At 34.8% G+C, this 21,235-nt stretch carries 20 protein-coding genes; 18 read left to right on the forward strand and 2 right to left on the reverse strand.

The features are described from left to right. The first annotated feature begins 177 nt into the window (after positions 1-177). The 6 genes from BIW12_RS01700 (at position 178) to BIW12_RS01725 (ending at position 6,512) form a co-directional block, all read left to right on the forward strand. Positions 178-1,575 carry a Gfo/Idh/MocA family oxidoreductase gene (locus BIW12_RS01700; protein ID WP_071183524.1) on the forward strand — a complete coding sequence of 466 codons (1,398 nt, stop codon included), beginning with the start codon at positions 178-180 and terminating at the stop codon, positions 1,573-1,575. Positions 1,576-1,586: 11 nt separating this feature from the next. After that, positions 1,587-3,137 (forward strand): glycoside hydrolase family 43 protein, encoded by a 1,551-nt coding sequence (locus tag BIW12_RS01705; RefSeq protein ID WP_071183525.1) that lies wholly within the window; start codon positions 1,587-1,589, stop codon positions 3,135-3,137. A gap of 52 nt (positions 3,138-3,189) precedes the next feature. Further along, positions 3,190-4,545, forward strand: a complete 1,356-nt coding sequence (locus BIW12_RS01710) for a glycoside hydrolase family 28 protein (RefSeq protein WP_071183526.1) — start codon at positions 3,190-3,192, stop codon at positions 4,543-4,545. Positions 4,546-4,652: 107 nt separating this feature from the next. Further along, positions 4,653-4,988, forward strand: coding sequence for a cupin domain-containing protein (locus tag BIW12_RS01715; protein WP_071183527.1), 336 nt, complete (start codon positions 4,653-4,655; stop codon positions 4,986-4,988). Positions 4,989-5,024: 36 nt separating this feature from the next. Next, positions 5,025-5,696 carry a 3-keto-disaccharide hydrolase gene (locus BIW12_RS01720; RefSeq protein WP_071183528.1) on the forward strand — a complete coding sequence of 224 codons (672 nt, stop codon included), beginning with the start codon at positions 5,025-5,027 and terminating at the stop codon, positions 5,694-5,696. Positions 5,697-5,720: 24 nt separating this feature from the next. After that, on the forward strand, positions 5,721-6,512 hold the full coding sequence (locus BIW12_RS01725) for an O-methyltransferase (protein ID WP_071183529.1): 792 nt from the start codon (positions 5,721-5,723) through the stop codon (positions 6,510-6,512). A 61-nt stretch (positions 6,513-6,573) separates the two neighbouring features. Here BIW12_RS01725 and BIW12_RS01730 read toward each other — a convergent pair whose 3' ends face one another. After that, complete coding sequence (locus BIW12_RS01730; protein WP_071183530.1) at positions 6,574-7,239, reverse strand: hypothetical protein; 666 nt, start codon at positions 7,237-7,239, stop codon at positions 6,574-6,576. A 294-nt stretch (positions 7,240-7,533) separates the two neighbouring features. On the opposite strand from BIW12_RS01730, the gene BIW12_RS01735 reads away from it, so the two are divergent. The 11 genes from BIW12_RS01735 (at position 7,534) to BIW12_RS01780 (ending at position 19,356) form a co-directional block, all read left to right on the forward strand. Next, positions 7,534-8,220: an ABC transporter ATP-binding protein gene (locus BIW12_RS01735; protein ID WP_071183531.1), complete on the forward strand. Its 687-nt coding sequence runs from the start codon at positions 7,534-7,536 to the stop codon at positions 8,218-8,220. A 78-nt stretch (positions 8,221-8,298) separates the two neighbouring features. Then, positions 8,299-8,868, forward strand: a complete 570-nt coding sequence (locus BIW12_RS01740) for a cob(I)yrinic acid a,c-diamide adenosyltransferase (RefSeq protein WP_071183532.1) — start codon at positions 8,299-8,301, stop codon at positions 8,866-8,868. A 186-nt stretch (positions 8,869-9,054) separates the two neighbouring features. Then, positions 9,055-9,276 carry a DUF2795 domain-containing protein gene (locus tag BIW12_RS01745; RefSeq protein WP_007138072.1) on the forward strand — a complete coding sequence of 74 codons (222 nt, stop codon included), beginning with the start codon at positions 9,055-9,057 and terminating at the stop codon, positions 9,274-9,276. Positions 9,277-9,357: 81 nt separating this feature from the next. Then, on the forward strand, positions 9,358-12,705 hold the full coding sequence (secA, locus tag BIW12_RS01750; RefSeq protein ID WP_071183533.1) for a preprotein translocase subunit SecA: 3,348 nt from the start codon (positions 9,358-9,360) through the stop codon (positions 12,703-12,705). A gap of 245 nt (positions 12,706-12,950) precedes the next feature. Further along, the gene (locus tag BIW12_RS01755) at positions 12,951-13,571 is read left to right on the forward strand and encodes a CPBP family intramembrane glutamic endopeptidase (protein ID WP_071183534.1); all 621 of its coding nucleotides are present in this window, start codon (positions 12,951-12,953) and stop codon (positions 13,569-13,571) included. A gap of 228 nt (positions 13,572-13,799) precedes the next feature. After that, the gene (locus BIW12_RS16270) at positions 13,800-13,961 is read left to right on the forward strand and encodes a hypothetical protein (protein ID WP_157499453.1); all 162 of its coding nucleotides are present in this window, start codon (positions 13,800-13,802) and stop codon (positions 13,959-13,961) included. Between the two features lie 123 nt (positions 13,962-14,084). Then, positions 14,085-14,447, forward strand: coding sequence for a DUF805 domain-containing protein (locus BIW12_RS01765; RefSeq protein WP_071183536.1), 363 nt, complete (start codon positions 14,085-14,087; stop codon positions 14,445-14,447). 210 nt (positions 14,448-14,657) lie between these two features. Continuing rightward, positions 14,658-14,819, forward strand: a complete 162-nt coding sequence (locus BIW12_RS16275) for a hypothetical protein (protein WP_157499455.1) — start codon at positions 14,658-14,660, stop codon at positions 14,817-14,819. Positions 14,820-15,017: 198 nt separating this feature from the next. Beyond that, complete coding sequence (locus tag BIW12_RS01770) at positions 15,018-15,395, forward strand: hypothetical protein (RefSeq protein WP_232227122.1); 378 nt, start codon at positions 15,018-15,020, stop codon at positions 15,393-15,395. Positions 15,396-15,488: 93 nt separating this feature from the next. After that, complete coding sequence (locus BIW12_RS01775; protein WP_071183538.1) at positions 15,489-17,675, forward strand: TonB-dependent receptor; 2,187 nt, start codon at positions 15,489-15,491, stop codon at positions 17,673-17,675. Between the two features lie 85 nt (positions 17,676-17,760). Continuing rightward, positions 17,761-19,356 (forward strand): PepSY-associated TM helix domain-containing protein, encoded by a 1,596-nt coding sequence (locus BIW12_RS01780; protein WP_071183539.1) that lies wholly within the window; start codon positions 17,761-17,763, stop codon positions 19,354-19,356. Positions 19,357-19,495: 139 nt separating this feature from the next. On the opposite strand, the gene BIW12_RS01785 is transcribed toward BIW12_RS01780, so the two are convergent. Continuing rightward, positions 19,496-20,161, reverse strand: a complete 666-nt coding sequence (locus BIW12_RS01785) for a TrmH family RNA methyltransferase (protein ID WP_071183540.1) — start codon at positions 20,159-20,161, stop codon at positions 19,496-19,498. Between the two features lie 206 nt (positions 20,162-20,367). On the opposite strand from BIW12_RS01785, the gene BIW12_RS01790 reads away from it, so the two are divergent. Continuing rightward, complete coding sequence (locus tag BIW12_RS01790; RefSeq protein ID WP_071183541.1) at positions 20,368-21,063, forward strand: SIR2 family NAD-dependent protein deacylase; 696 nt, start codon at positions 20,368-20,370, stop codon at positions 21,061-21,063. Positions 21,064-21,235 lie beyond the last annotated feature (172 nt).

Genomic DNA, 21,235 nt, shown 5'->3' on the forward strand with positions numbered 1-21,235 from the left:
CATACAAAAAATCATCTGCCATTATTCCAAAAATATCAGATGATTTTTTTTTATTTTCTTCAGGCAAAAAACAAAAACAGCCTTAACAAACTATCAATAAATTAATTACATTTAAAAACCTAAAAAAACCAATCAGTTATTGAATTTATTAACCAACCTTAATTAAAACCAAAATTTATGGATGTCACAAGAAGAAAATTTTTAACGTCTTTAAGCATGCTTGCAGCTTATACAGCATTTCCTCTCAGTTCTTTTGATTTTGATAGTACTAAAAAACTTCGAATTGTCCTTGTTGGAACTGGAATCAGAGGCATTAGTTTCTGGGGTAAAAGATTAGTTCAGGAATATTCAGATATTCTTGAATTTGTAGGCCTCAGTGACATTAATCCGGGAAGATTGGAATATGCAAAAAAGTTCATGGGGGTGAACTGCCCTACTTTTGCAAATTTTGACGATATGCTCAAAAAGACCAAACCTGATTTAATTATTGTTACCACAAAAGATTCCACACACCATCAGTTTATCGTTAAAGGATTAGAATCAGGTTATGATGTACTTACCGAAAAACCGATGACCACCGATGAAAATAAATGCCAGGAAATTCTAAATGCTGAAAAAAAATCAGGTAAAAATCTGATTGTAGGCTTTAATTACAGATGGAGTCCTTATAGCACTAAAATAAAAGAACTATTAGCCAATAATACGATTGGAAAAATCACTTCTGTTGATTTCCATTGGTATCTAAACACCTATCATGGCGCTTCCTATTTCAGAAGATGGCATGGTCAAAAAGAAAGCGGAGGCTCACTTTGGGTACACAAAGCTACACACCATTTTGATTTATTAAATTGGTGGCTTGATTCTGATCCAACTGAAGTTTTTGCCCTGGGCGATTTAGAACATTATGGAAAAGCAAATCCATTTAGAGGTAAAAACTGTAGAAATTGCGATCATAAAACAACTTGCGATTACTATTATGACATTACCAAAGACCAGCAAGCTATGGATTTATATGTAGCCAATGAAAAATACGATGGCTACATCAGGGATAACTGCCTTTTCAGGGAAGAAATTGATATTTATGATAAAATGTCTGCACAAATAAAATATGCCAACAATGCTATTGTAAACTACTCTCTTACCACCTACTCCCCTTTTGAAGGCTGGAGATTAGCTTTTAACGGAACCAAAGGACGAATAGAAGCATCTTTAGATATTCCTTACGATAAAAAAACAAAGGTGGATCAGGCTGAAATGCATGCCAAAGAAATGGAACAATCGGCATTGGAAGAAGCAAACCATGAAACCATTATAGTGCATAAACTTTGGAAAGATTTTGAAAAAGTGACTGTCCCAACAGAGAAAGGCGGACACGGAGGTGGAGATCAACGTTTACATGATAAAATATTCCGAACAGCTGGTACTGCTGATCCATATGAACGATCTGCAGGAAGCAGGGACGGTGCTATGTCTGTTCTAATCGGTATCGCAGCCCGAAACAGTATTGAAACCGGAAATCCCATAAAAATTACCGATTTAACCGATTTGACACCTATGCCAAATAGGGATAAATAATGTTCTCCTAAATGAAATACCATCTAATTTCTTTATATTTTATTGTACTTATTTCAACACTAACCTATTGTCAAAAAAGAGGTTCTTGGGGAGATCAGGGAAATGGAACTTATATTAATCCCATTATAAATGCTGATTATTCCGACCCGGATGTGATTCGGGTTGGAAATAAATATTACATGATTTGCTCTGAATTTCATTATATGGGAATGACTATTCAGGAATCAGAGGATATGGTTAATTGGAAAATTATTGGCCAAATATACAATCGCCTAGATTTTCCTGCTTACGATGCTTTTAAAAGATACGCTGGAGGCAGTTGGGCTCCGGCAATTCGTTTTCACGATAATAAATTCTGGGTTTATTTTTGCACTATCAATGAAGGATTATTTATGACCAGTGCCAATAATCCCGAAGGTCCGTGGTCTCCACTTCTACTAGTAAAAAACATTGAAAAATGGGAAGATCCTTGTCCTTTTTGGGATGATGATGGTCAGGCGTATCTTGGGCATAGTGTACATGGTGCCGGCCCCATCATTATTCATAAAATGAGTGCTGACGGAACAAAATTATTGGATGAAGGCAAAACTGTTTATACGGGTCCTGTAGCCGAAGGAACAAAAATCTACAAACGCAATAATTATTATTATCTAAGTATTCCGGAAGGTGGAGTTTCCGAAGGATGGCAAACTATTTTACGTTCAAAAAACATTTATGGCCCTTATGAAAAAAGAGTCGTTTTAGAAAAAGGAAGCACTCCCATTAATGGTCCACACCAAGGAGCAATTGTCGACAATCCAAATGGTGAATGGTGGTTTTATCATTTTCAATCAGCAGGTGCTTTAGGTCGTGTATTACATTTACAGCCTATGTTTTGGCATGACGACTGGCCAGTTATTGGAATTGATATTGATCGAAATGGTATTGGCGAACCTGTCTCTGTATGGAAAAAACCGAATATAAAAGGTAACTTTCCAATAATTGCTCCACAATCGGATGATGAATTTAATACTCCACACTTAGGCTTTCAATGGCAATGGAATCATAATCCAATAAATTCAAATTGGTCTTTAAAAGATAAAAAAGGATACTTGGTATTAAAAGCTAAAAAAGCATCAAATATCATGGAAGCTCACAATACTTTGACTCAAAAAGTAATGGGAAATACTGGAGAAGTTACGGTTCAAATGGATGTTAGCAATATGATTTCAGGACAAAAAGCGGGTTTAAGCAGTATGTCTAAAATTTACAATTCTGTTGGAGTTAAAAATCATAAAGGAAAATTATATCTGTTTTTTGAAGGAAAAGACAAAAAGTACGAAGAATTTATGATTTCCAATAAAACGATTTACTTAAAATTGAAATTAGACTTTATACAGCAAAAAAATCATTTCTTTTATAGTACGGATAATAAAAATTTCAAAGCGATTGGACCTGATTTTAATGCCGAATTTGGTTATTGGAAAGGCAGTCGGGTAGCATTATTTAGTTATAATGAATTAAATGATGGAGGTTCTGCAGCATTTAATTTTTTTCATTACAATTATGACGGCCCTAAATAACTGACTCCTTTTTTTTATTTTCTTAAAATCATTACCTCTATTTCTATAAACCATGAAAAAAAACAGTATATCACTTTTATTTTTACTCTCTTTTATATTCATTTATGCACAAAGCAAAAAACCAATATATAATGCACGTGATTTTGGTGCCAAAGGAGATGGAATAACAAATGATCAAGCTGCCATCCAAAAAGCCATAGATGCCTGCAAAAAAACAGGAGGTACAGTACTTTTAGAAAAAGGTGTCTTTTTAACTGGACAACTGCTATTGGTAAACGATTTAACCTTAAAAATTGATACTTCAGCCACTATTTTAGGAATAAAATCAGATAATGAAAAAGATTATCCACATCATCTTATTGACACAAAATACCCTAACAGAATGCTCGAAGATTGCCAAAGAAGATTAATTTATGGGAACAAAGTAAAAAATGTAACCATCACTGGAGGCGGAACAATTAACGGACAAGGTGATTTTGAGCCCTGGATGCATGTAAAAGAAATAGGTACCGAAAAAGATCGTCCTTCTATCATGGCATTTGTAGGTTGTAACAACATTACCGTATCTAACATAACTCTTGTAAAACCTGCTTGCTGGACTCAGGTTTACATTGAATCGGAAAATATTATTATTCAAAAAATAAAAGTAAACACAGGGCAACTTACACCCAATCGTGATGGTATAGACATTGTTGATTGTCATAAAGTACTTATTGAAGACAGCTATATTGAATCCGAAGATGATGGTATTTGTTTTAAAAGCGGTAGCGAATACGGCTGTAAAGATATCATTGTAAGACGATGTATCTTAGACAAACTAAACGTAAAAGCTGGAAATTGCTTTAAATTAGGTACCGATGGTTTAGGAAGTTTTATGAATTTTGATGTTTCTGAACTTACACTGAAAAACGCCTATCAAAATTCAGCTTTCTGTATAGAATCCATGGATGGAGCGGTAATTGATAATTTAAATTTTCGCGATTGCCAAATTTCGAATTGCGGACAGGCCTTTTTTATCCTGTTAGCCGATAGAAAAAGAACCGTTCCTGATAGAAAAACCCGTATTGGAACCATTTCAAATATTTATTTTAAAAATATAACTGGAACTAATTTCACCCAACAATATCCTTCGATAATTACAGGAATCAAAGGACATAACATCCAGAATGTAACTTTTGAAAATCTAAATTTCGAATTGAAAGGAGGAATTCAAACAACCAATCAAACTGTTATGGAATACGATGGTAAATATCCAGAAGGCAGTTATTTTGGGAATACAAATGCGTTTGGCTTTTTTGTGAGACATGCCGATGCTATTACTTTTGCAAATTGTAAAATAACTGTAAAATCAGAAGATAAAAGACCTTGGTTAATTCAGGAAGACACTAAAAATGTTCTTATTAAATAGTTAATTTTTCAATTCACAATCCAAAAAGCTTTTACACATAAAAACTAGATGAATTGTGTAATAGAAAAATATTTTAGTACTTTGAGCCTCCTATTTTACAAATACTTATGGAAGTAATAAAAAACAATGAAGGTTTTGAAGCAGTAAATTCAAATCCGTCCTTAATGCGAAAAGTGGTTCATTTGGATCATTTAATGGTAACAATCATTGAATTCCTGAACGGGCCAATGGAAGTTCCTGATCCACCGCACAAACATGTTCACGAACAAATTACTTATGTGGCTGCGGGTTCATTGAAGTTTTTTATCGAAGACAGAGAATATCTTTTACAGGAAGGAGATGTTTTCAAAGTAGCATCAAATTTGAATCACAGCATCCAAACCTTAACGGAATATGTAAAATTGGTAGACAGCTTTACTCCGCTTCGAGAAGATTTTATTTAGTCGTATTTCCAATTTCTGAAAATAAAAAACATCCTTATGAATCCTATTTATCGTTTCCTTTTTATCATCCTATTTGTATTTACACAAAACAGTAATGCTCAAAAACGCATTGCTCTTTTTAATCAAAAAGATTTAAAAGGCTGGTATGCTTTTGGCGAAGAAAAAGGCAAACAAACCAATGCTGCTGATCTTTTTTCGGTAGAAAATAATATGATTCGAATGTACGGCCCAAAAGCAGGCTACCTAATGTCGGAACAATCGTTTCGTAATTTTGAACTAACAGTTGAATACCGATGGAATACCGATGCTAATTTTGTCAAAAAAAACAACAGCAAAAATAGCGGTGTAATGTACCTTGTTCCTGCCGAAACTCCTGATATTTTATGGCCAAAAGGAATCCAGTTCCAAATAAAAGAAGGAGCAACCGGAGATTTTGTTTTTCTTCAGGAAGTTACTTTAAACATTAACGGAACTAAAACTACTCCAGGAAAAAGTGTCGTTTCTAAACGTTTTGCAGATGCCGAAAAAGCTATTGGAGAATGGAACACCTTAGTTGTTATTTCGAAAAATGGAAAAATCACTCAGAAACTAAACGGAAAACTAGTGAACCAAGGTATCGAATCTACGGTTACCGAAGGTAGGATTCTATTGCAATATGAAGGTTTCCCGATTGATTTTAGAAAAGTAAACATTAAAAAACATAAATAATTCAGGCATAAACTCCACTTAGTTATGTTTTTCCAAATTAAAGCGTATCTCAAATTCCTTTGGCATTCTAAAAACGAACATGCGGTGCACTCCCCTTTTGTTTTCAGTTTGATTACCAAATGTTTTTATGATAAAAAACCAAAAGCCGATTATGCTATTTTAGACCAATATCGAAATACACTTTTAGCAAATAAAAACACGATTGAAGTAACCGATTTTGGTGTTGGTTCTAAAGTTTTCGTATCCAATATCCGTCCCATTAATCAAATTGCAAAAACAGCAGGAATTTCCAGAAAACGTGCCGAATTATTATATCGTATCACTAACTATTTCCAGCCGGAAAATATTCTGGAAATAGGCACATCATTAGGATTAGCCACTTCTGCCCTGGCTTTAGGATCCCGAAGCCTCGGGACAAAAGCTGCCATCACAACATTAGAAGGTTGTCCAAATACAATGGCTATTGCAAAAAATCAATTGCAATCATTAAACACCTCTAATGTAAAATGTGTCACAACTGAATTTAAAGATTACCTGCAAATTTGCAATCTGAAATCTATGATCTATGATCTAATTTACTTCGACGGCAATCACTCTAAAACAGCTACTTTAGATTATTTCGAACTTTTATTACCCACAATTACTAACGATACGGTTTGGATTTTTGACGACATTCATTGGTCAGCCGAAATGGAAGAAGCCTGGGAAATCATTAAAAAACATCCAAAAGTTACGGTAACCATTGACACTTTTCAGTGGGGATTAGTATTCTTTAGAAGAGAACAACCTAAGGAACATTTTATTATTCGTGTATAAAAAAATGACAGCCATTACTGATTGTCATTTTCCTACTAGTAATTTCCTGTCATTATAGTAATTACTCTTTGGCTTTAGCCATTTCTTCTGATTTAGCACCTATTCGGTTAACCTTTAACATAGGGGCAAATTTTAATTTTATAGAAGCAATTTTAGCATTATCATCTGAAGATAATCCTTCTTTTTCAACCGTATTTTTTCTACTGTCTAATCCTTCGTACATCAACTTTACTTCATTATAATCTTCTCTTGAAAAATACTCTTTGTTATCCTTATATGATTGAAAAAAAGATTCATATACACCTAAAATATTATCCTTATTTACCCAGGTAAAACTCATATCTTCACCAATTTTTCCATCTCCAAACAAAGTGTTTCTCAATTTTTGTTTAGAATTTACCACTGGATTAGCTGTTGCTTTCGCCGTTTCAATTTTTGCTTTTAAAGCTTCATATTTTGCTCTACTTGCATTAATATCTTCCATTTCTTTAGCGCTCTCTTTTAGATTTACTAAAGCAGTTTCAGCCTCACTTACTCTTAACTGATATACAGCATCAATGGATTCCCAATTTGCTTTAACATCTTCAGCAGAAACATCTTCCAGCGAATCTACATATACTACATATGTTTCAACAGTTTTTTTCGCCTTAACTTCTTTCTCGTCTTTACAAGATGTAAATCCTAAGGCAATCAACGCAACTCCTAATAACAACATACTTCTTTTCATAATTTTGTTTTCTTAAATTTATTTAACAAATCTACATTGGATTGCATCATATTCAATAACAAACCAAAAATTATACAACTAATTAAATAAATTATGATAATCCACTAAAAAAGAACCGAATTATACAAAATACAACCAAAAACAGACAACTATAATAAATTATATTTTAAGTATAAAATGTAGCAAAAATTTTAAAAAACGGTAAATACTGATAATTCAAAAGTCTTTTGTACTTTTAAGCCAAAACTTAAATATCAGGCTGGATTCATCACAGCAGATAAATCTTATATAAAAATGTCAAAACCATTAATCAAAATAACTAATATTAAACGAAATTTTGTGTTGGGAAACGAAATTGTTTATGTTTTAAAAGGAATTAATTTAGAAATCAACAAAGGCGAATATGTAGCACTCATGGGACCCTCAGGTTCCGGAAAATCAACTTTGATGAACCTTTTAGGCTGTTTGGACACTCCTACTTCGGGAACTTATATCTTAAACGGAAAAGATGTCAGCAAAATGAGAGATGACGAACTGGCCGAAATTCGCAATAAAGAAATAGGTTTTGTTTTCCAGACATTCAACTTATTGCCCCGAACCACTGCCTTAGACAATGTAGCATTACCTATGATTTATGCCGGATATCCAAAACCGGAACGTAATAAAAGAGCTGTTGAAGTTTTGCAACAAGTCAATCTGGCCGACAGAATGGATCATCAACCCAACCAACTTTCAGGAGGACAACGCCAGCGTGTAGCGGTGGCTCGTGCCTTGGTCAACAAACCATCTATCATCCTTGCCGATGAACCAACAGGAAATCTCGACTCTAAAACTTCTATCGAAATCATGAATCTTTTTAACGATATTCATGCCAATGGAAATACCGTAATCTTAGTCACACACGAAGAAGAAATTGCTGCCTATGCACACCGGGTTATTCGTTTGCGAGACGGCTTGATTGAGAGCGACACCTCTAAATAAATTTAGATTGCAGATTTTAGATTGCAGATTTGATGCTGTAATTCTAAAATCAGAAATCTAAAATCTAAAATTTTTAAAATGAAAATATATACTAAAACAGGAGACAAAGGAACAACCTCACTTTTTGGAGGAACCCGAGTTCCTAAAGATGATATCCGAATAGAAAGCTATGGAACGGTGGACGAATTGAATTCTTATATCGGGTTAATTCGGGATCAGGACATCAATTCGCATTACAAAGAAACTCTGATTGAAATTCAGGATCGCCTGTTTACTGTGGGAGCTATTTTGGCAACACCGGAAGACAAAGCAGTTTTAAAAAACGGCAAAGCCCGATTGCAAAACTTAGGAATTATTGAAGCTGATATCGAATTATTAGAAAAAGAAATTGATGCTATGGAAATGGAGTTGCCTCAAATGACGCATTTTGTTTTACCAGGCGGACATCCTACTGTGTCACATTGTCATATTGCACGCTGTATTTGTCGCCGTGCCGAACGATTGACAGTACATTTAAGTCATAACGAAACTGTTCCTGAAATAGTAATCAGCTATTTAAACCGACTTTCTGACTACCTTTTTGTCTTGGCACGAAAGTTGACCCTTGATTTGAACGCTGAGGAAGTAAAATGGATACCGAGGAAATAAATTTCAGATTGAAGATTAACGATTTTTGATTTCAGATGTATTCGCTTTTTACATCAAAAATCGTTAATATAAATTCAAAAATCAGCAATCAATAAAACGTTCTTAACTTTAACATAAAATAAATGGTTTTTTACTTGTCTTTTTCAGTAAAAAATTTATTTTTGCACAAAACTAAATCGACAAAAGATGTATTGGACATTAGAATTAGCATCCTATCTTAGTGATGCACCGTGGCCTGCTAACAAAGACGAACTTATTGATTACGCTATACGTGCAGGAGCTCCATTAGAAGTAGTAGAGAACCTACAATCTATTGAAGATGAAGGCGAGATATATGAGTCAATGGAAGAAATTTGGCCGGATTACCCTACTGACGAAGATTATCTTTGGAATGAGGATGAATATTAAAAAAACTAAGAAAAAGTCTCAAAAGAGGCTTTTTTTTTGGTTCAACATAGAGATATAATTAATTAGAAATACAAACCTATTATGAGTTTCATAAACAGCATTATTAAAGCTTTTGTCGGAGACAAATCGGAGAAGGATGTTAAAGCTTTACAACCCTATATTAATAAAATAAAAACTTTTGAAAGCAGCCTGACTGCTTTGTCTAATGACGAACTTAGAGGAAGAACTATCTATTTTAAAGATGCCATCAAACAAGCCCGTGCTGCTGCTGACAACAAAATAGAAGCTTTAAAAGCTGAGGTAGAAAGCATTGAGGATATTGATAAAAGAGAAGATATTTATGTAGAGATTGATAATCTTGAAAAAGAGGCTTATACTATTTCTGAAAAAACCTTAATGGATATTCTTCCGGAAGCTTTTGCTGTGGTAAAAGAAACTGCCAGACGTTTCAAAGAAAACGAAGAAATCACGGTTACTGCTACTGCAAAAGACCGCGAATTTTCAGCTACAAAAACCTATGTTTCCATTGAAGGGGACAAGGCTATTTGGTTAAACAAATGGAACGCTGCCGGTAAAGAAATTACCTGGGATATGATTCACTATGATGTGCAATTAATAGGTGGTATGGTTTTACACCAAGGTAAAATTGCCGAAATGCAAACAGGTGAAGGTAAAACTTTAGTAGCTACATTACCGTTGTACTTAAACGCATTGACCGGAAACGGAGTTCACTTAGTAACGGTGAATGACTATTTGGCTAAACGTGATAGCACCTGGAAAGCACCTTTATTTGAATTCCACGGTTTGACTGTTGACTGTATTGACAATCACCAACCGAACTCAGAAGGCAGAAAAAAAGCATACGATGCTGATATTACTTATGGTACCAATAACGAATTTGGTTTCGATTACCTTAGAGACAACATGGCACATTCGCCATCTGATTTGGTACAAAGAAAACACAACTACGCTATTGTCGATGAGGTAGATTCTGTATTGATTGATGATGCCCGTACACCATTGATTATTTCTGGTCCGGTTCCACAAGGAGACCGTCACGAGTTCAACGAATTAAAACCAAAAATCGAAACCCTTGTTGGATTGCAACGTCAATTAGCAACAGGTTTCTTAACTGAGGCTAAAAAACTAATCAAAGAAGGAAACACTAAAGATGGTGGTTTCATGCTTTTAAGAGCTTACAGAAGCTTACCTAAAAACAAAGCTTTGATTAAGTTTTTAAGTGAAGAAGGAATCAAACAATTACTTCAAAAAACCGAAAACCAATACATGCAGGACAACAACCGCGAAATGCCAAAGGTTGACGAAGCATTGTACTTTGTTATCGAAGAAAAAAACAATCAGGTAGAATTGACTGATAACGGAATAAAATTCCTTTCAGGAGATACTGATGCTGACTTTTTCGTTTTACCGGACATTGGAACTGAAATTGCCAATATCGAAAAGAAAAAATTAGACAAAGACGCTGAAGCCGAAGAAAAAGAAAGATTATTCCAGGACTTTGGTATCAAAAGCGAGCGTATCCATACTTTAACGCAGCTTTTAAAAGCCTATACTTTATTCGAAAAAGATGTAGAATACGTAATCATGGACAACAAAATTTTGATTGTCGATGAGCAAACAGGACGTATCATGGACGGTCGTCGTTATTCTGACGGATTACACCAGGCTATTGAGGCTAAAGAGAACGTAAAAATCGAGGCTGCTACCCAAACTTTTGCAACGGTAACTTTGCAAAACTACTTCAGAATGTACAACAAACTGGGCGGTATGACCGGTACTGCTGTTACTGAAGCAGGCGAATTGTGGCAAATCTACAAATTGGACGTGGTTGAAATTCCAACAAACCGTCCAATTGCAAGAAAAGACAAAGAAGATTTTATCTATAAAACAACTCGTGAAAAATTCAATGCCGTTATCGAAGATGTAACCGAATTATCTAAAGCAGGTCGTCCGGTTCTTATCGGTACAACTTCTGTTGAAATCTCTGAATTATTAAGCCGTATGTTGAAAATGCGTGGTGTAACTCACAACGTATTGAATGCTAAAATGCACAAGCAGGAAGCTCAAATTGTTGAAGAAGCAGGAAAAGCCGGTGTGGTAACGATTGCTACTAACATGGCGGGTCGTGGTACCGATATTAAATTATCTCCAGAGGTAAAAGCTGCCGGTGGATTAGCCATTGTAGGTACTGAGCGTCATGATTCACGTCGTGTGGATCGTCAGTTACGTGGTCGTGCCGGGCGTCAGGGAGATCCGGGAAGTTCTCAATTTTATGTTTCTTTGGAAGATAACCTTATGCGTTTATTTGGTTCTGAAAGAGTAGCCAAAGTAATGGACAGAATGGGATTGGAAGAAGGTGAAGTAATCCAACATTCGATGATGACTAAATCTATCGAGCGTGCTCAGAAAAAAGTAGAAGAAAACAACTTTGGGGTTCGTAAACGTTTATTAGAATACGATGACGTAATGAATGCACAACGTGAAGTAGTTTACAAACGTCGTCGTCATGCTTTGTTTGGTGAGCGTTTGAAACTGGATATCGCTAATATGTTGTATGATACCTGCGAATTATTTGTTCAAAATACCAAAGCTGCTAATGATTACAAAACTTTCGAATTTGATCTAATCCGTTATTTCTCTATCACCTCTCCGGTAACTGAGGCTGAATTCCAGAAATTAAACGAAATCGAGTTAACCGGAAAAGTTTACAAAGAAGCTTTAAAATACTATACTGAAAAATGTGAGCGCAGCGCCAGAGAAGCTTTCCCTATCGTGAAAAACATTTTCGAAGATCCAAACAATCAGTTTGAGCGCATTATCGTTCCGTTTACTGACGGTGTAAAAACCCTAAGCGTGGTAACTGATTTGAAAAAAGCTTACGAAACAGAAGGAAGACAATTAGTAGCCGATTTCGAGAAAAACATTACACTATCTATTGTGGATGAAGCCTGGAAAAAACACTTGCGCAAAATGGACGAATTGAAACAATCGGTTCAATTAGCTGTTCACGAACAAAAAGATCCATTGCTTATCTATAAATTCGAAGCTTTCAATTTATTCAACAGCATGTTGAACGGAATCAACAAAGAGGTAATTTCATTCTTGTTCAAAGGAGATTTACCACAGCAATCGGCTCCGGAAATTGAAGAAGCCAGAGAAGTAGTTCGTCCAAAAGAAAAATTACAATTGACTAAAGACGAAATTCCAAATAGCGAAAGCGCTAACCGTGAAGCTGGCGAAACACAACAACGTCAGGTAACGGAAACTATCGTAAGAGAAATGCCAAAAATCAATCGCAACGATACCGTAACTTTACAACAAATAGCTACCGGAAAAACGGAATCTATGAAATACAAAAAAGCAGAAGCTTTATTAGCAACTGGAGAATGGGTTATTGTTAACGAATAGTTTTCAGAAAGCTGACAGCTGACAGCATAAATAAAGAAAATCCTCGATGAAAGTCGGGGATTTTTTTGTTTTAGGAGCAGTACTTTTTAGGTTTTCTATGAGCATCCCTCCCGCTATCGCCTTTATCTCTTGGTCCCGAAAGGTCGAGACTCGAGGATATCGGCTCTATCGGGGCTAGGTTAGAATTTATTCTATTTATAAGATAATTTGTATATATTTGAAATTCATTCTAAAGTAAATACATAATGAAAACTTCACAAAGAAGAAAAACTGCACTTATATTGATATCAATGTCGATTCCCATGTTCATTCCGTTATTAATGCAGATGCTTGGATATCGATTGGTAATATTCAATAATATTGGATTAGACGAAAATAATTTAGCGCCTTGGTATGCATGGATTACTGCTTTAGTAGTGACTTTATTATATGTTTTATATACTTTTAAAAAGATACCTTTTGTTTATGAAATGCAAAAGGAAGTTTCTTTATTTAAATTAATAGGACTACTATCAGTAATAGGAGGTTTGATTGAGGAATTGGTATTTAGACAGTGGTTGATGGATGTATTAGATTCTAAAGGATATGGCATAATTATTCAAATACTAATTTCAGGTATTCTGTTTGCATTAATACATATCGCTTGGGTAATTTTTAGCAGAGATAAGAAATTTTTATTTGGAGCTTTTATTTCAACTTTTCTTCTCGGAACATTATTAGCAATTGTATATTTGATTGGTAATAGAAATGTTGGTCCTTGTATAATTTCTCATGCTTTGATAAATATAATAATTGAACCTTGGTTATTATTGGCAGCTATTTCGAAAGATTGGAAAACAAAAAGAGCCTCAATTGCCCAGTTATAAACAAACGATTACCGCAGAATTTCATTCTGTGCCCGCAACAATGAGCAAAACACTTTGTAGAGTTACTGGATGAGATTGCTTCGTTCCTCGCAATGACATAGTACGCAATTTAAGTCATTGCGAGCGATAGCGAAGCAATCACACTTAGCTAAGACAATAAATAAACTGAAACTTTTAAAAGAAACCCATAAATTAAAACAGCATACCATCATACTCAAACATAAGCTTATGAAAAAACTAATTTTACTATTTGGAATATTAATCGGAATGAATAGTATTTCCTGTTCAAAAGATGATGACAAAATTCCTTGTTCTCAATTAAATATTCACAGTCATGAAGATCTTACTTGTGAAGAAGTTGCTAAACAATATGATTGTAGTTGTAAATAATCCCGCTCGCCCGGATATGTACAAACGTTAGCGCAGAATTACATTCTGTGCCCACAACAATAAGCAAATAACCCAGCTAGCGCAAGCGTCATGCTTGTGCCCGCAACAATAAAAAAAGTTAGTATGATAAACCATTTGAAAAACATATTGTTTTTCTATTCTTCTTTTTCTGGAAAATCTGGAAGAATTGAGTTTGGAATCTATTTCCTGATTTACAGCATTTTACAAATAATTATGATTGATTTATATTCCAGAATAAATTTAGATAATGAAGAAATACTAAATTTATTTTATGTCGATTTAATCTTATTGCTACAATTTATCCCAATGCAAGCTGTAGCTACAAGAAGATTAAGAGATCTAAATATAAATACAACCTTAATTATTATAAATTTCATTCCAATTATAAGTCTTATTTTTAAAATCTATTTAGCTGTTGCAAAACCTAAACCTAGCCTCGACCACTCGGATTTATACAAACGTTAGCAGCATTGTATTCTGTGCCCACAACGATAAACAACTTTGTAGAATTACTGGATGAGATTGCTTCGTTCCTCGCAATGACATAGTACGCGGTTTAAGTCATTACGAGCGATAGCGAAGAAATCACACTTAGCTAATACAATAAATAAACTGAAAATTGTAAAAGAAACCCATAAATTAAAACAGCATACCATTATACTCAAACATAAACTTATGAAAAAACTAATTTTACTATTTGGAATATTAATCGGAATGAATACTATTTCCTGTTCAAAAGATGATGACAAAATTCCTTGTTCTCAATTAAATATTCACAGTCAAGAAGATCTTACTTGTGAAGAAGTTGCTAAACAATATGATTGTAGTTGTAAATAATCCCGATCGCAGAATTACATTCTGTGCCCACAACAATAAGCAAATAACCTAAGCGAAATACTTTGTCGAGTTACTTAATGAGATTCCTCATTCTTCGGAATGGCAAGATTGCGGTAATGCTCAAGGATTTTCTGTTAAAAAAACGCCCTAAAAAAATATTTATCCCTACTTTTGCATTCGGAAACAAAAAAGCACTTTTTGAAGTCATTATTTAGCATAGTACTTTCTATTCTTTTACTACTACCCTCTTTTGGTAGTTTCTTTGTTTACACCTCATTCAAACTCAATCAGGACGAAATAGCAAAAACCATTTGTGTACAACGAAAATTGGTAAACAACAGTTGTAATGGTCGATGCGAATTGCAAAAAAGCCTTAAAAAATACGACGACAACGAAAAAAAGATGCAAAACAATCTGGATAACAAAGTAGATTTAGTTTTCATTCAAAACATTGTTTTCGCTGATTTTAAAACAATCACAGTTACACCTATAGAAAAACCTAACTTCTATACTCTGGAAAAGAAAACCGTTTCGGTTACTCTTTCTTCCTTTCGACCTCCTTCCTATTTGATATAAATTCTAAAATCGCTTTTCAATACTTATTGAACTGACTTTTCTTGGATGAAATCCAAGAAATCAATCCTATTTTTAAAATTTATATCATTTAAAATGAAAAATATATTCTTGGCTTTCCTTATCATAAGCCAATTTGTTCTTGCTCAAAACAAAAATAAAATCGATACCACTAAAGTTGTAGAATTAGACAATGTTTTTGTAACTGCCAATCGTACTGCCACACAACGTAAGGAAACCCCAGTTGCCATTAGCAAATTAACCGCTAAAACCATCAACGAAACCAAGGCTGTAGCTGCTTATGAACTGGTAAATAAAACTCCCGGAGCGTTAATGGTAAATCTGGGAAACGAACAACACATGATGGCTATTCGCCAACCTATGACTACTAATGCTTATTATTTATACCTTGAAGACGGTTTGCCTATTCGTCCCATGGGAATTTTTAATCACAACGCTTTATTAGAAATCAATCAGTTCAATCTGGAAAGTATCGAAGTGGTTAAAGGCCCTGTTTCATCACTTTATGGTCCTGAAGCTGTAGGCGGAACGATTAATTTGATTTCACAAAAACCTTCTTTTAATCCCGAATTCAAATTTGGTATTCAGGCTGATCAATGGGGATACAAAAGATTTCAGGCTGCCGGTGGAGCTACCATTGGAAAAATTGGTTTTCATATTGCAGGAATTTCCAGCTTACAGGAAAACGGCTGGATGACTTTTTCAGATTACAACAAAGACAATTTGAACATCCGAATTGATTACAATATCAATCCAAATACCCGATTAATCAGCAATACGATGTGGGGAAAATACTATTCGGATATGAGTGGTGGTGTTAATGAAAATGATTTTTACAATCGGGATTACAAAAGTACTTCTGATTTCACCTATAGAAAATCGGATGCTTTGCGCACCAGATTGACACTGGAACACGACTGGAATGAAAACGCAAGTAGCTATTTGACGGCTTATCACAGAGACAATAAACTAGGACAAAATCCTTCTTATGGAATTCGCTGGAGTGCCGATCCAACTAAAAAAGATATTTATTATCCAACGCAAAATAACAATCCTGAATTAGCCTATGGAGAAATCAATTCGAATAATTTTAAAAGTTACGGACTTGTTGGACAACACACTCAAAAATTTGACTTCCTAAACACAAAATTGGTTGCGGGAGCACTTTATGATTTTTCGCCGGTAAGCTATTGGGCATACCGAACGGATTTAAAAGCCAACTTAAATCCGGGTGGATTGACCGTAAACAATTATGAAGTGATAGCCGAACGTCCTGATGTAAAAATATCCGATTATACTGCTGATATTTATAATGCTGCCGGATATGCACAATTGAGTTTTAATCCTTTCGAAAAATTTATTATATCATTAGGTGGTCGTTACGACAATATGAAAGTGGATTATACCAACGCTTTAGACCAATCTACAGGTGATAAAATATATGATCGATTTACGTTTAAAGTTGGAGCTAATTACAATCCGTTTGACAATGCCGGATTTTATGGCAATTATTCACAGGGATTTTCACCGCCCAACATCACTTCGATTTTTAGAGCCAAACCCCGAACTGGTGGAATCACAGGAATTCCGGCTGAGTTTTATTACAATTTAAAACCGGCTACTTTTGAAAATTATGAAATTGGAGGCTGGATTTCTTTGTTTGAAAACAAATTAAATTTTGACTATGCCCTGTATTACATGGATGGTAAAAACGAATTATTAAATGTCAGACTGGAAAACAATGATACCGACTATCGTTCGGCCGGAGAAACACGCCATAAGGGAATTGAATTTGGAGTAAGCTACAAACCCTCACAACAAATAAATTTCAGATTAGGAGGAACTTACGCACAACATACCTTTATTGATTTTCAAGTTTCGGACAAATCTACTGATGCTTTACAAAATCTAAACGGAAAAGAAATGCCTAATGCACCCAGATGGTCCGGTAATTCAGAAATCAGTTATTACCCAAATTGGTTACCCAATTTCAGAACTGCCCTCGAATGGCAACTTGTAAGCAGTTATTACCAAGACCAGGTTAACACTGTAAAATATTCGGGTTACGATGTCTTTAATTTTAGAGCCGGCTACCAATGGAAAGGCATTGAAATTTACGGAAACATCATCAACTTAACCGATAAATTATATGCTTACAACGTATCCAGGGCTAACCTTAGCACATCACAACCTGCTTATTTGGCAGCTGCTCCCAGAACTTTTTTATTGGGAATACAATATAATTTTTCATTAAAAAAATAATTTCAACAACTTAAAAAATTAAACCATTAAGAAATTAAGAAAATTTAAGTTTTAAGCTTAACTTCTTAATGATGAATATCCTAAAATGAGCAAGAAAAACAACAAGAAGAAAGACTCTAAAATAGTCAAAAAAATCAAACAGAATATGTACCAATGGCATCGTACCATTGGGATTATCACCATCATTCCTGTTATTTTCTGGACTTTATCAGGACTGATGCACCCGTTTATGGCGCATTTTTTCAAACCTGAAATTGCTAATGATAAATTAGCTTTTGAAACTATTGCACAAGAAAAATTACCGCTTTCTATTCAGGAAGTTTTAGAAAAAAACAAAATTCAGCAGTTTGTCAATTTCCGAATTGTTTCTTTTAACAATACTACTTTTTATCAGGTAAAAAACCTGATTGGCGATTTATTGTATTTTGACACTTCAAACGGAAAAGAACTCAAAAACGGAGACGAAATCTATGCCGAATGGTTGTCACGTTATTTCTTAGACGATCAAAAAAGCACTGTAAAAAAGAGCGAAATCATCACCGAATTTGACAATCAGTACAAATATGTCAATCGTTATTTGCCAGTTTACAAAGTAACTCTGGATCGTGCTGATACTATGGAAGTGTATGTAGAAACTTCATCCAGTAAATTAGCCACTTACAATCCTACATCGAGACAATTTTTCATTTGGTTTTTTGATGTTTTTCACAACTGGTCGTTTATCGATGCTATCAGTAACAATAGTATCCGTATTATCACGATGATTTTCTTGTTGTCTATCATTGGATTTTCGGCCATTAGCGGTATTGTGATTTATGGATTTTTCTGGAAACAGTTCAAAAAAACAGACAGCTTAGAGTCTAAAAAAGGCATCCGAAAATACCATCGCCAAATTGGGATTTGGGTTTCGCTTTTCACGCTAACCTTTGCTTTTAGCGGTGCTTATCACGCTACAACCAAATGGGACCCTTACACGCTGGATCAAATGGTTTACGAGCCAACTTTTAAAACCAAGGAAATTGGATTAGCGAATAACAAACTCGATTTAGACTGGAATCGTTTTCAAAATGCGAGTCTTATAAGCTTTAATGACAGCATTTATTACCGTTGTCAACTGGAAGAAAAAGAAACCGGGAAATTCAAAAAACCAAAACCGGATTCGAATTCGAAATGGAATAAAAAAGAAGGTCCAAAAACTGAAGTAGTCTATATCAATGCTACAACAAACAAAATTGTTCCAAATCTGGACTTACAATACGCTGAATTTCTGGCCTTTTATTTTACCGATGGTGCTCCAAAAGCTGCTTGTTGCGAAATGATGTCTCCGGAAATCCCCGATGAATCTGAAGTTTCATTAGAAAACGTAAAATTATTAGAATCGAAGGTGATTACTAATTTTGAAAACCGGGAATACGGTTTTGTCAACAAACGCCTGCCTGTAATAAAACTGGCTTATGACACTCCCGGGAAAACAACTTATTTTATAGAAACCGCAACATCAAGATTAGCCGCCATCGTAAAAAACTCAGATATGGTTGAAGGTTATTCCTTTGCCATTTTACACAAATTTTTGTTTATGGACTGGGCCGGGAAAAACATCCGCGACCTGACAATGGTTTTGGCTGCACTTTGTATTTTAATTGTAAGCGTGTTGGGATTAATTATGTTTATAAAGAAATAGAAATATATTTTTACCGCAAAGTTCGCTAAGTTTTTTTTGTAAGTTGTGTTATGAAAACGCAAAGGACACAAAGCTTTGCGAACTTTGCGTTTTTATTTAAACCTAGCTAACAATTCTTTGTGTGCTTTGTGGTTAAAACTCAAACTTTAGGATTTTCTTCAAAATATCTCGCTTCAATTCGTTTAATATCTTTTATCGATTTTCGGGTCCAATCCAAACGCTTTTCCAGAATTTCATCTGCTGATAATTTCCAGTCGATGTCCGAGCGTCTCAGTCTATTGGTTAAATCCTGAATAATAATCGCAGCCGAAACTGAAATATTCAAACTCTCGGTAAAACCAACCATTGGAATTTTCAGGTAACCATCGGCATTTTGCATCACCTCTTCCGATAATCCTTCTTTTTCGGTTCCAAAAAATATGGCGCTGGGTTTTGAAATATCAAACTTTTCCAGTGTACAATCCTGTTCGTGTGGAGTTGTGGCGATAATTTGGTAGCCCTGCTCTTTCAAAGAAGCAATACAACCGGAAACCGAATCATGTCTGTTGATATCGACCCATTTTTGAGCTCCCATCGCAATTTGTTTGTCGATTCGTTTTCCAAAACGTTCTTCGATAACATTCAATTCCTGAATCCCAAAAACCTCGCAACTGCGCATTACCGCAGAGGTATTGTGCAACTGATAAACGTCTTCTACAGCAACCGTAAAATGCTTGGTTCGTTTTTCCAATACTTCTAAAAAACGCTCTTTACGATTATCCGTTAATATGGTTTCAAGGTAAGTGAGGTAATCAATATCAATCATTATGTTTCTTTATTTTGTCGGCAAAAATAGTAAAAAAGAAAAAAGCCACGAACACAACTATTTCTTTATGATTGAAAACTAAAGTTTATTTACAAACTCGTTCTGCTATTTATTAAACACAAATTAGCACTAATTAATTTGTGTTAATTTGTGTAATTTGCGGTTAATTTTTTATATTAAGAATTCATAATATCCCTCAAATAAACATGAAAAAAAAATTAGTTGTTTTAACCGGAGCGGGCATCAGTGCCGAAAGTGGCTTAAAAACTTTTAGAGACAGCAATGGTCTTTGGGAAGGACATGACATCATGGATGTAGCTTCGCCGGAGGGATGGCGAAAAAATCCCGAATTGGTCTTGGATTTTTATAACCAGAGAAGACGCCAACTCAAGGAAGTAAAACCTAATTTAGGTCATAAAGAATTATCCCAGCTTCAAATTCATTTTGACGTTCATATTATTACTCAAAATGTAGACGATTTACACGAACGCGCCGGAAGCAAAAAAGTGTTGCATTTGCATGGCGAACTTTTAAAAGTAAGAAGTACCAAAAATTCCAAATTCATTTTAGAGTGGGAAGGTGATTTAAAACTAGGCGACGTAGACAGTCAAAAATACCAATTACGCCCGCATATTGTGTGGTTTGGTGAGGCGGTTCCTGCTTTTGATGAAGCCATTGCCATAACTGAAACCGCCGATTATTTTGCCGTTATCGGGACTTCGTTACAGGTGTATCCTGCGGCAGGATTAATTGATTTTGTACCTGCAAATATCCCTGTTTTTTATATTGATCCTAAACCAGCCTATATTCCTAATCTTAAAAACCCGTTGGAGACAATTCCCTTGCAGGCCACAGAGGGAATCCCGTTCTTAAAAAATAGATTACTAGCCGAATTTCAATAAGGTAAAACAACTATACGTTACTAATACCAATTGAGTTTTTGCCACAAATTCACTAATTATTTTTTGAATTAGACATTTTAAATTTCACTAATTACAATTAAATTCATTGATTATTTGTGTCATAACAGAAGGAATTATTCGTGCATTCGTGGCTAAAAAAACAGTCTATAAA

Origin of the sequence: Flavobacterium commune, assembly GCF_001857965.1 — a bacterium.
Taxonomy (GTDB): domain Bacteria; phylum Bacteroidota; class Bacteroidia; order Flavobacteriales; family Flavobacteriaceae; genus Flavobacterium; species Flavobacterium commune.

Bases quoted from the DNA above. Each gene is read 5' to 3' on its own strand.
- BIW12_RS01705 (WP_071183525.1), top strand. From the start codon at position 1,587: ATGAAATACCATCTAATTTCTTTATATTTTATTGTACTTATTTCAACA.
- BIW12_RS01720 (WP_071183528.1), top strand. From the start codon at position 5,025: ATGAATCCTATTTATCGTTTCCTTTTTATCATCCTATTTGTATTTACA.
- BIW12_RS01730 (WP_071183530.1), bottom strand. From the start codon at position 7,239: ATGAAAAGAAGTATGTTGTTATTAGGAGTTGCGTTGATTGCCTTAGGA.
- BIW12_RS16275 (WP_157499455.1), top strand. From the start codon at position 14,658: ATGAAAAAACTAATTTTACTATTTGGAATATTAATCGGAATGAATACT.
- BIW12_RS01775 (WP_071183538.1), top strand. From the start codon at position 15,489: ATGAAAAATATATTCTTGGCTTTCCTTATCATAAGCCAATTTGTTCTT.
- BIW12_RS01755 (WP_071183534.1), top strand. From the start codon at position 12,951: ATGAAAACTTCACAAAGAAGAAAAACTGCACTTATATTGATATCAATG.
- BIW12_RS16270 (WP_157499453.1), top strand. From the start codon at position 13,800: ATGAAAAAACTAATTTTACTATTTGGAATATTAATCGGAATGAATAGT.
- BIW12_RS01725 (WP_071183529.1), top strand. From the start codon at position 5,721: ATGTTTTTCCAAATTAAAGCGTATCTCAAATTCCTTTGGCATTCTAAA.
- BIW12_RS01740 (WP_071183532.1), top strand. From the start codon at position 8,299: ATGAAAATATATACTAAAACAGGAGACAAAGGAACAACCTCACTTTTT.
- BIW12_RS01780 (WP_071183539.1), top strand. From the start codon at position 17,761: ATGAGCAAGAAAAACAACAAGAAGAAAGACTCTAAAATAGTCAAAAAA.
- BIW12_RS01700 (WP_071183524.1), top strand. From the start codon at position 178: ATGGATGTCACAAGAAGAAAATTTTTAACGTCTTTAAGCATGCTTGCA.
- BIW12_RS01745 (WP_007138072.1), top strand. From the start codon at position 9,055: ATGTATTGGACATTAGAATTAGCATCCTATCTTAGTGATGCACCGTGG.
- secA (WP_071183533.1), top strand. From the start codon at position 9,358: ATGAGTTTCATAAACAGCATTATTAAAGCTTTTGTCGGAGACAAATCG.
- BIW12_RS01735 (WP_071183531.1), top strand. From the start codon at position 7,534: ATGTCAAAACCATTAATCAAAATAACTAATATTAAACGAAATTTTGTG.
- BIW12_RS01785 (WP_071183540.1), bottom strand. From the start codon at position 20,161: ATGATTGATATTGATTACCTCACTTACCTTGAAACCATATTAACGGAT.
- BIW12_RS01765 (WP_071183536.1), top strand. From the start codon at position 14,085: ATGATAAACCATTTGAAAAACATATTGTTTTTCTATTCTTCTTTTTCT.
- BIW12_RS01790 (WP_071183541.1), top strand. From the start codon at position 20,368: ATGAAAAAAAAATTAGTTGTTTTAACCGGAGCGGGCATCAGTGCCGAA.
- BIW12_RS01710 (WP_071183526.1), top strand. From the start codon at position 3,190: ATGAAAAAAAACAGTATATCACTTTTATTTTTACTCTCTTTTATATTC.
- BIW12_RS01715 (WP_071183527.1), top strand. From the start codon at position 4,653: ATGGAAGTAATAAAAAACAATGAAGGTTTTGAAGCAGTAAATTCAAAT.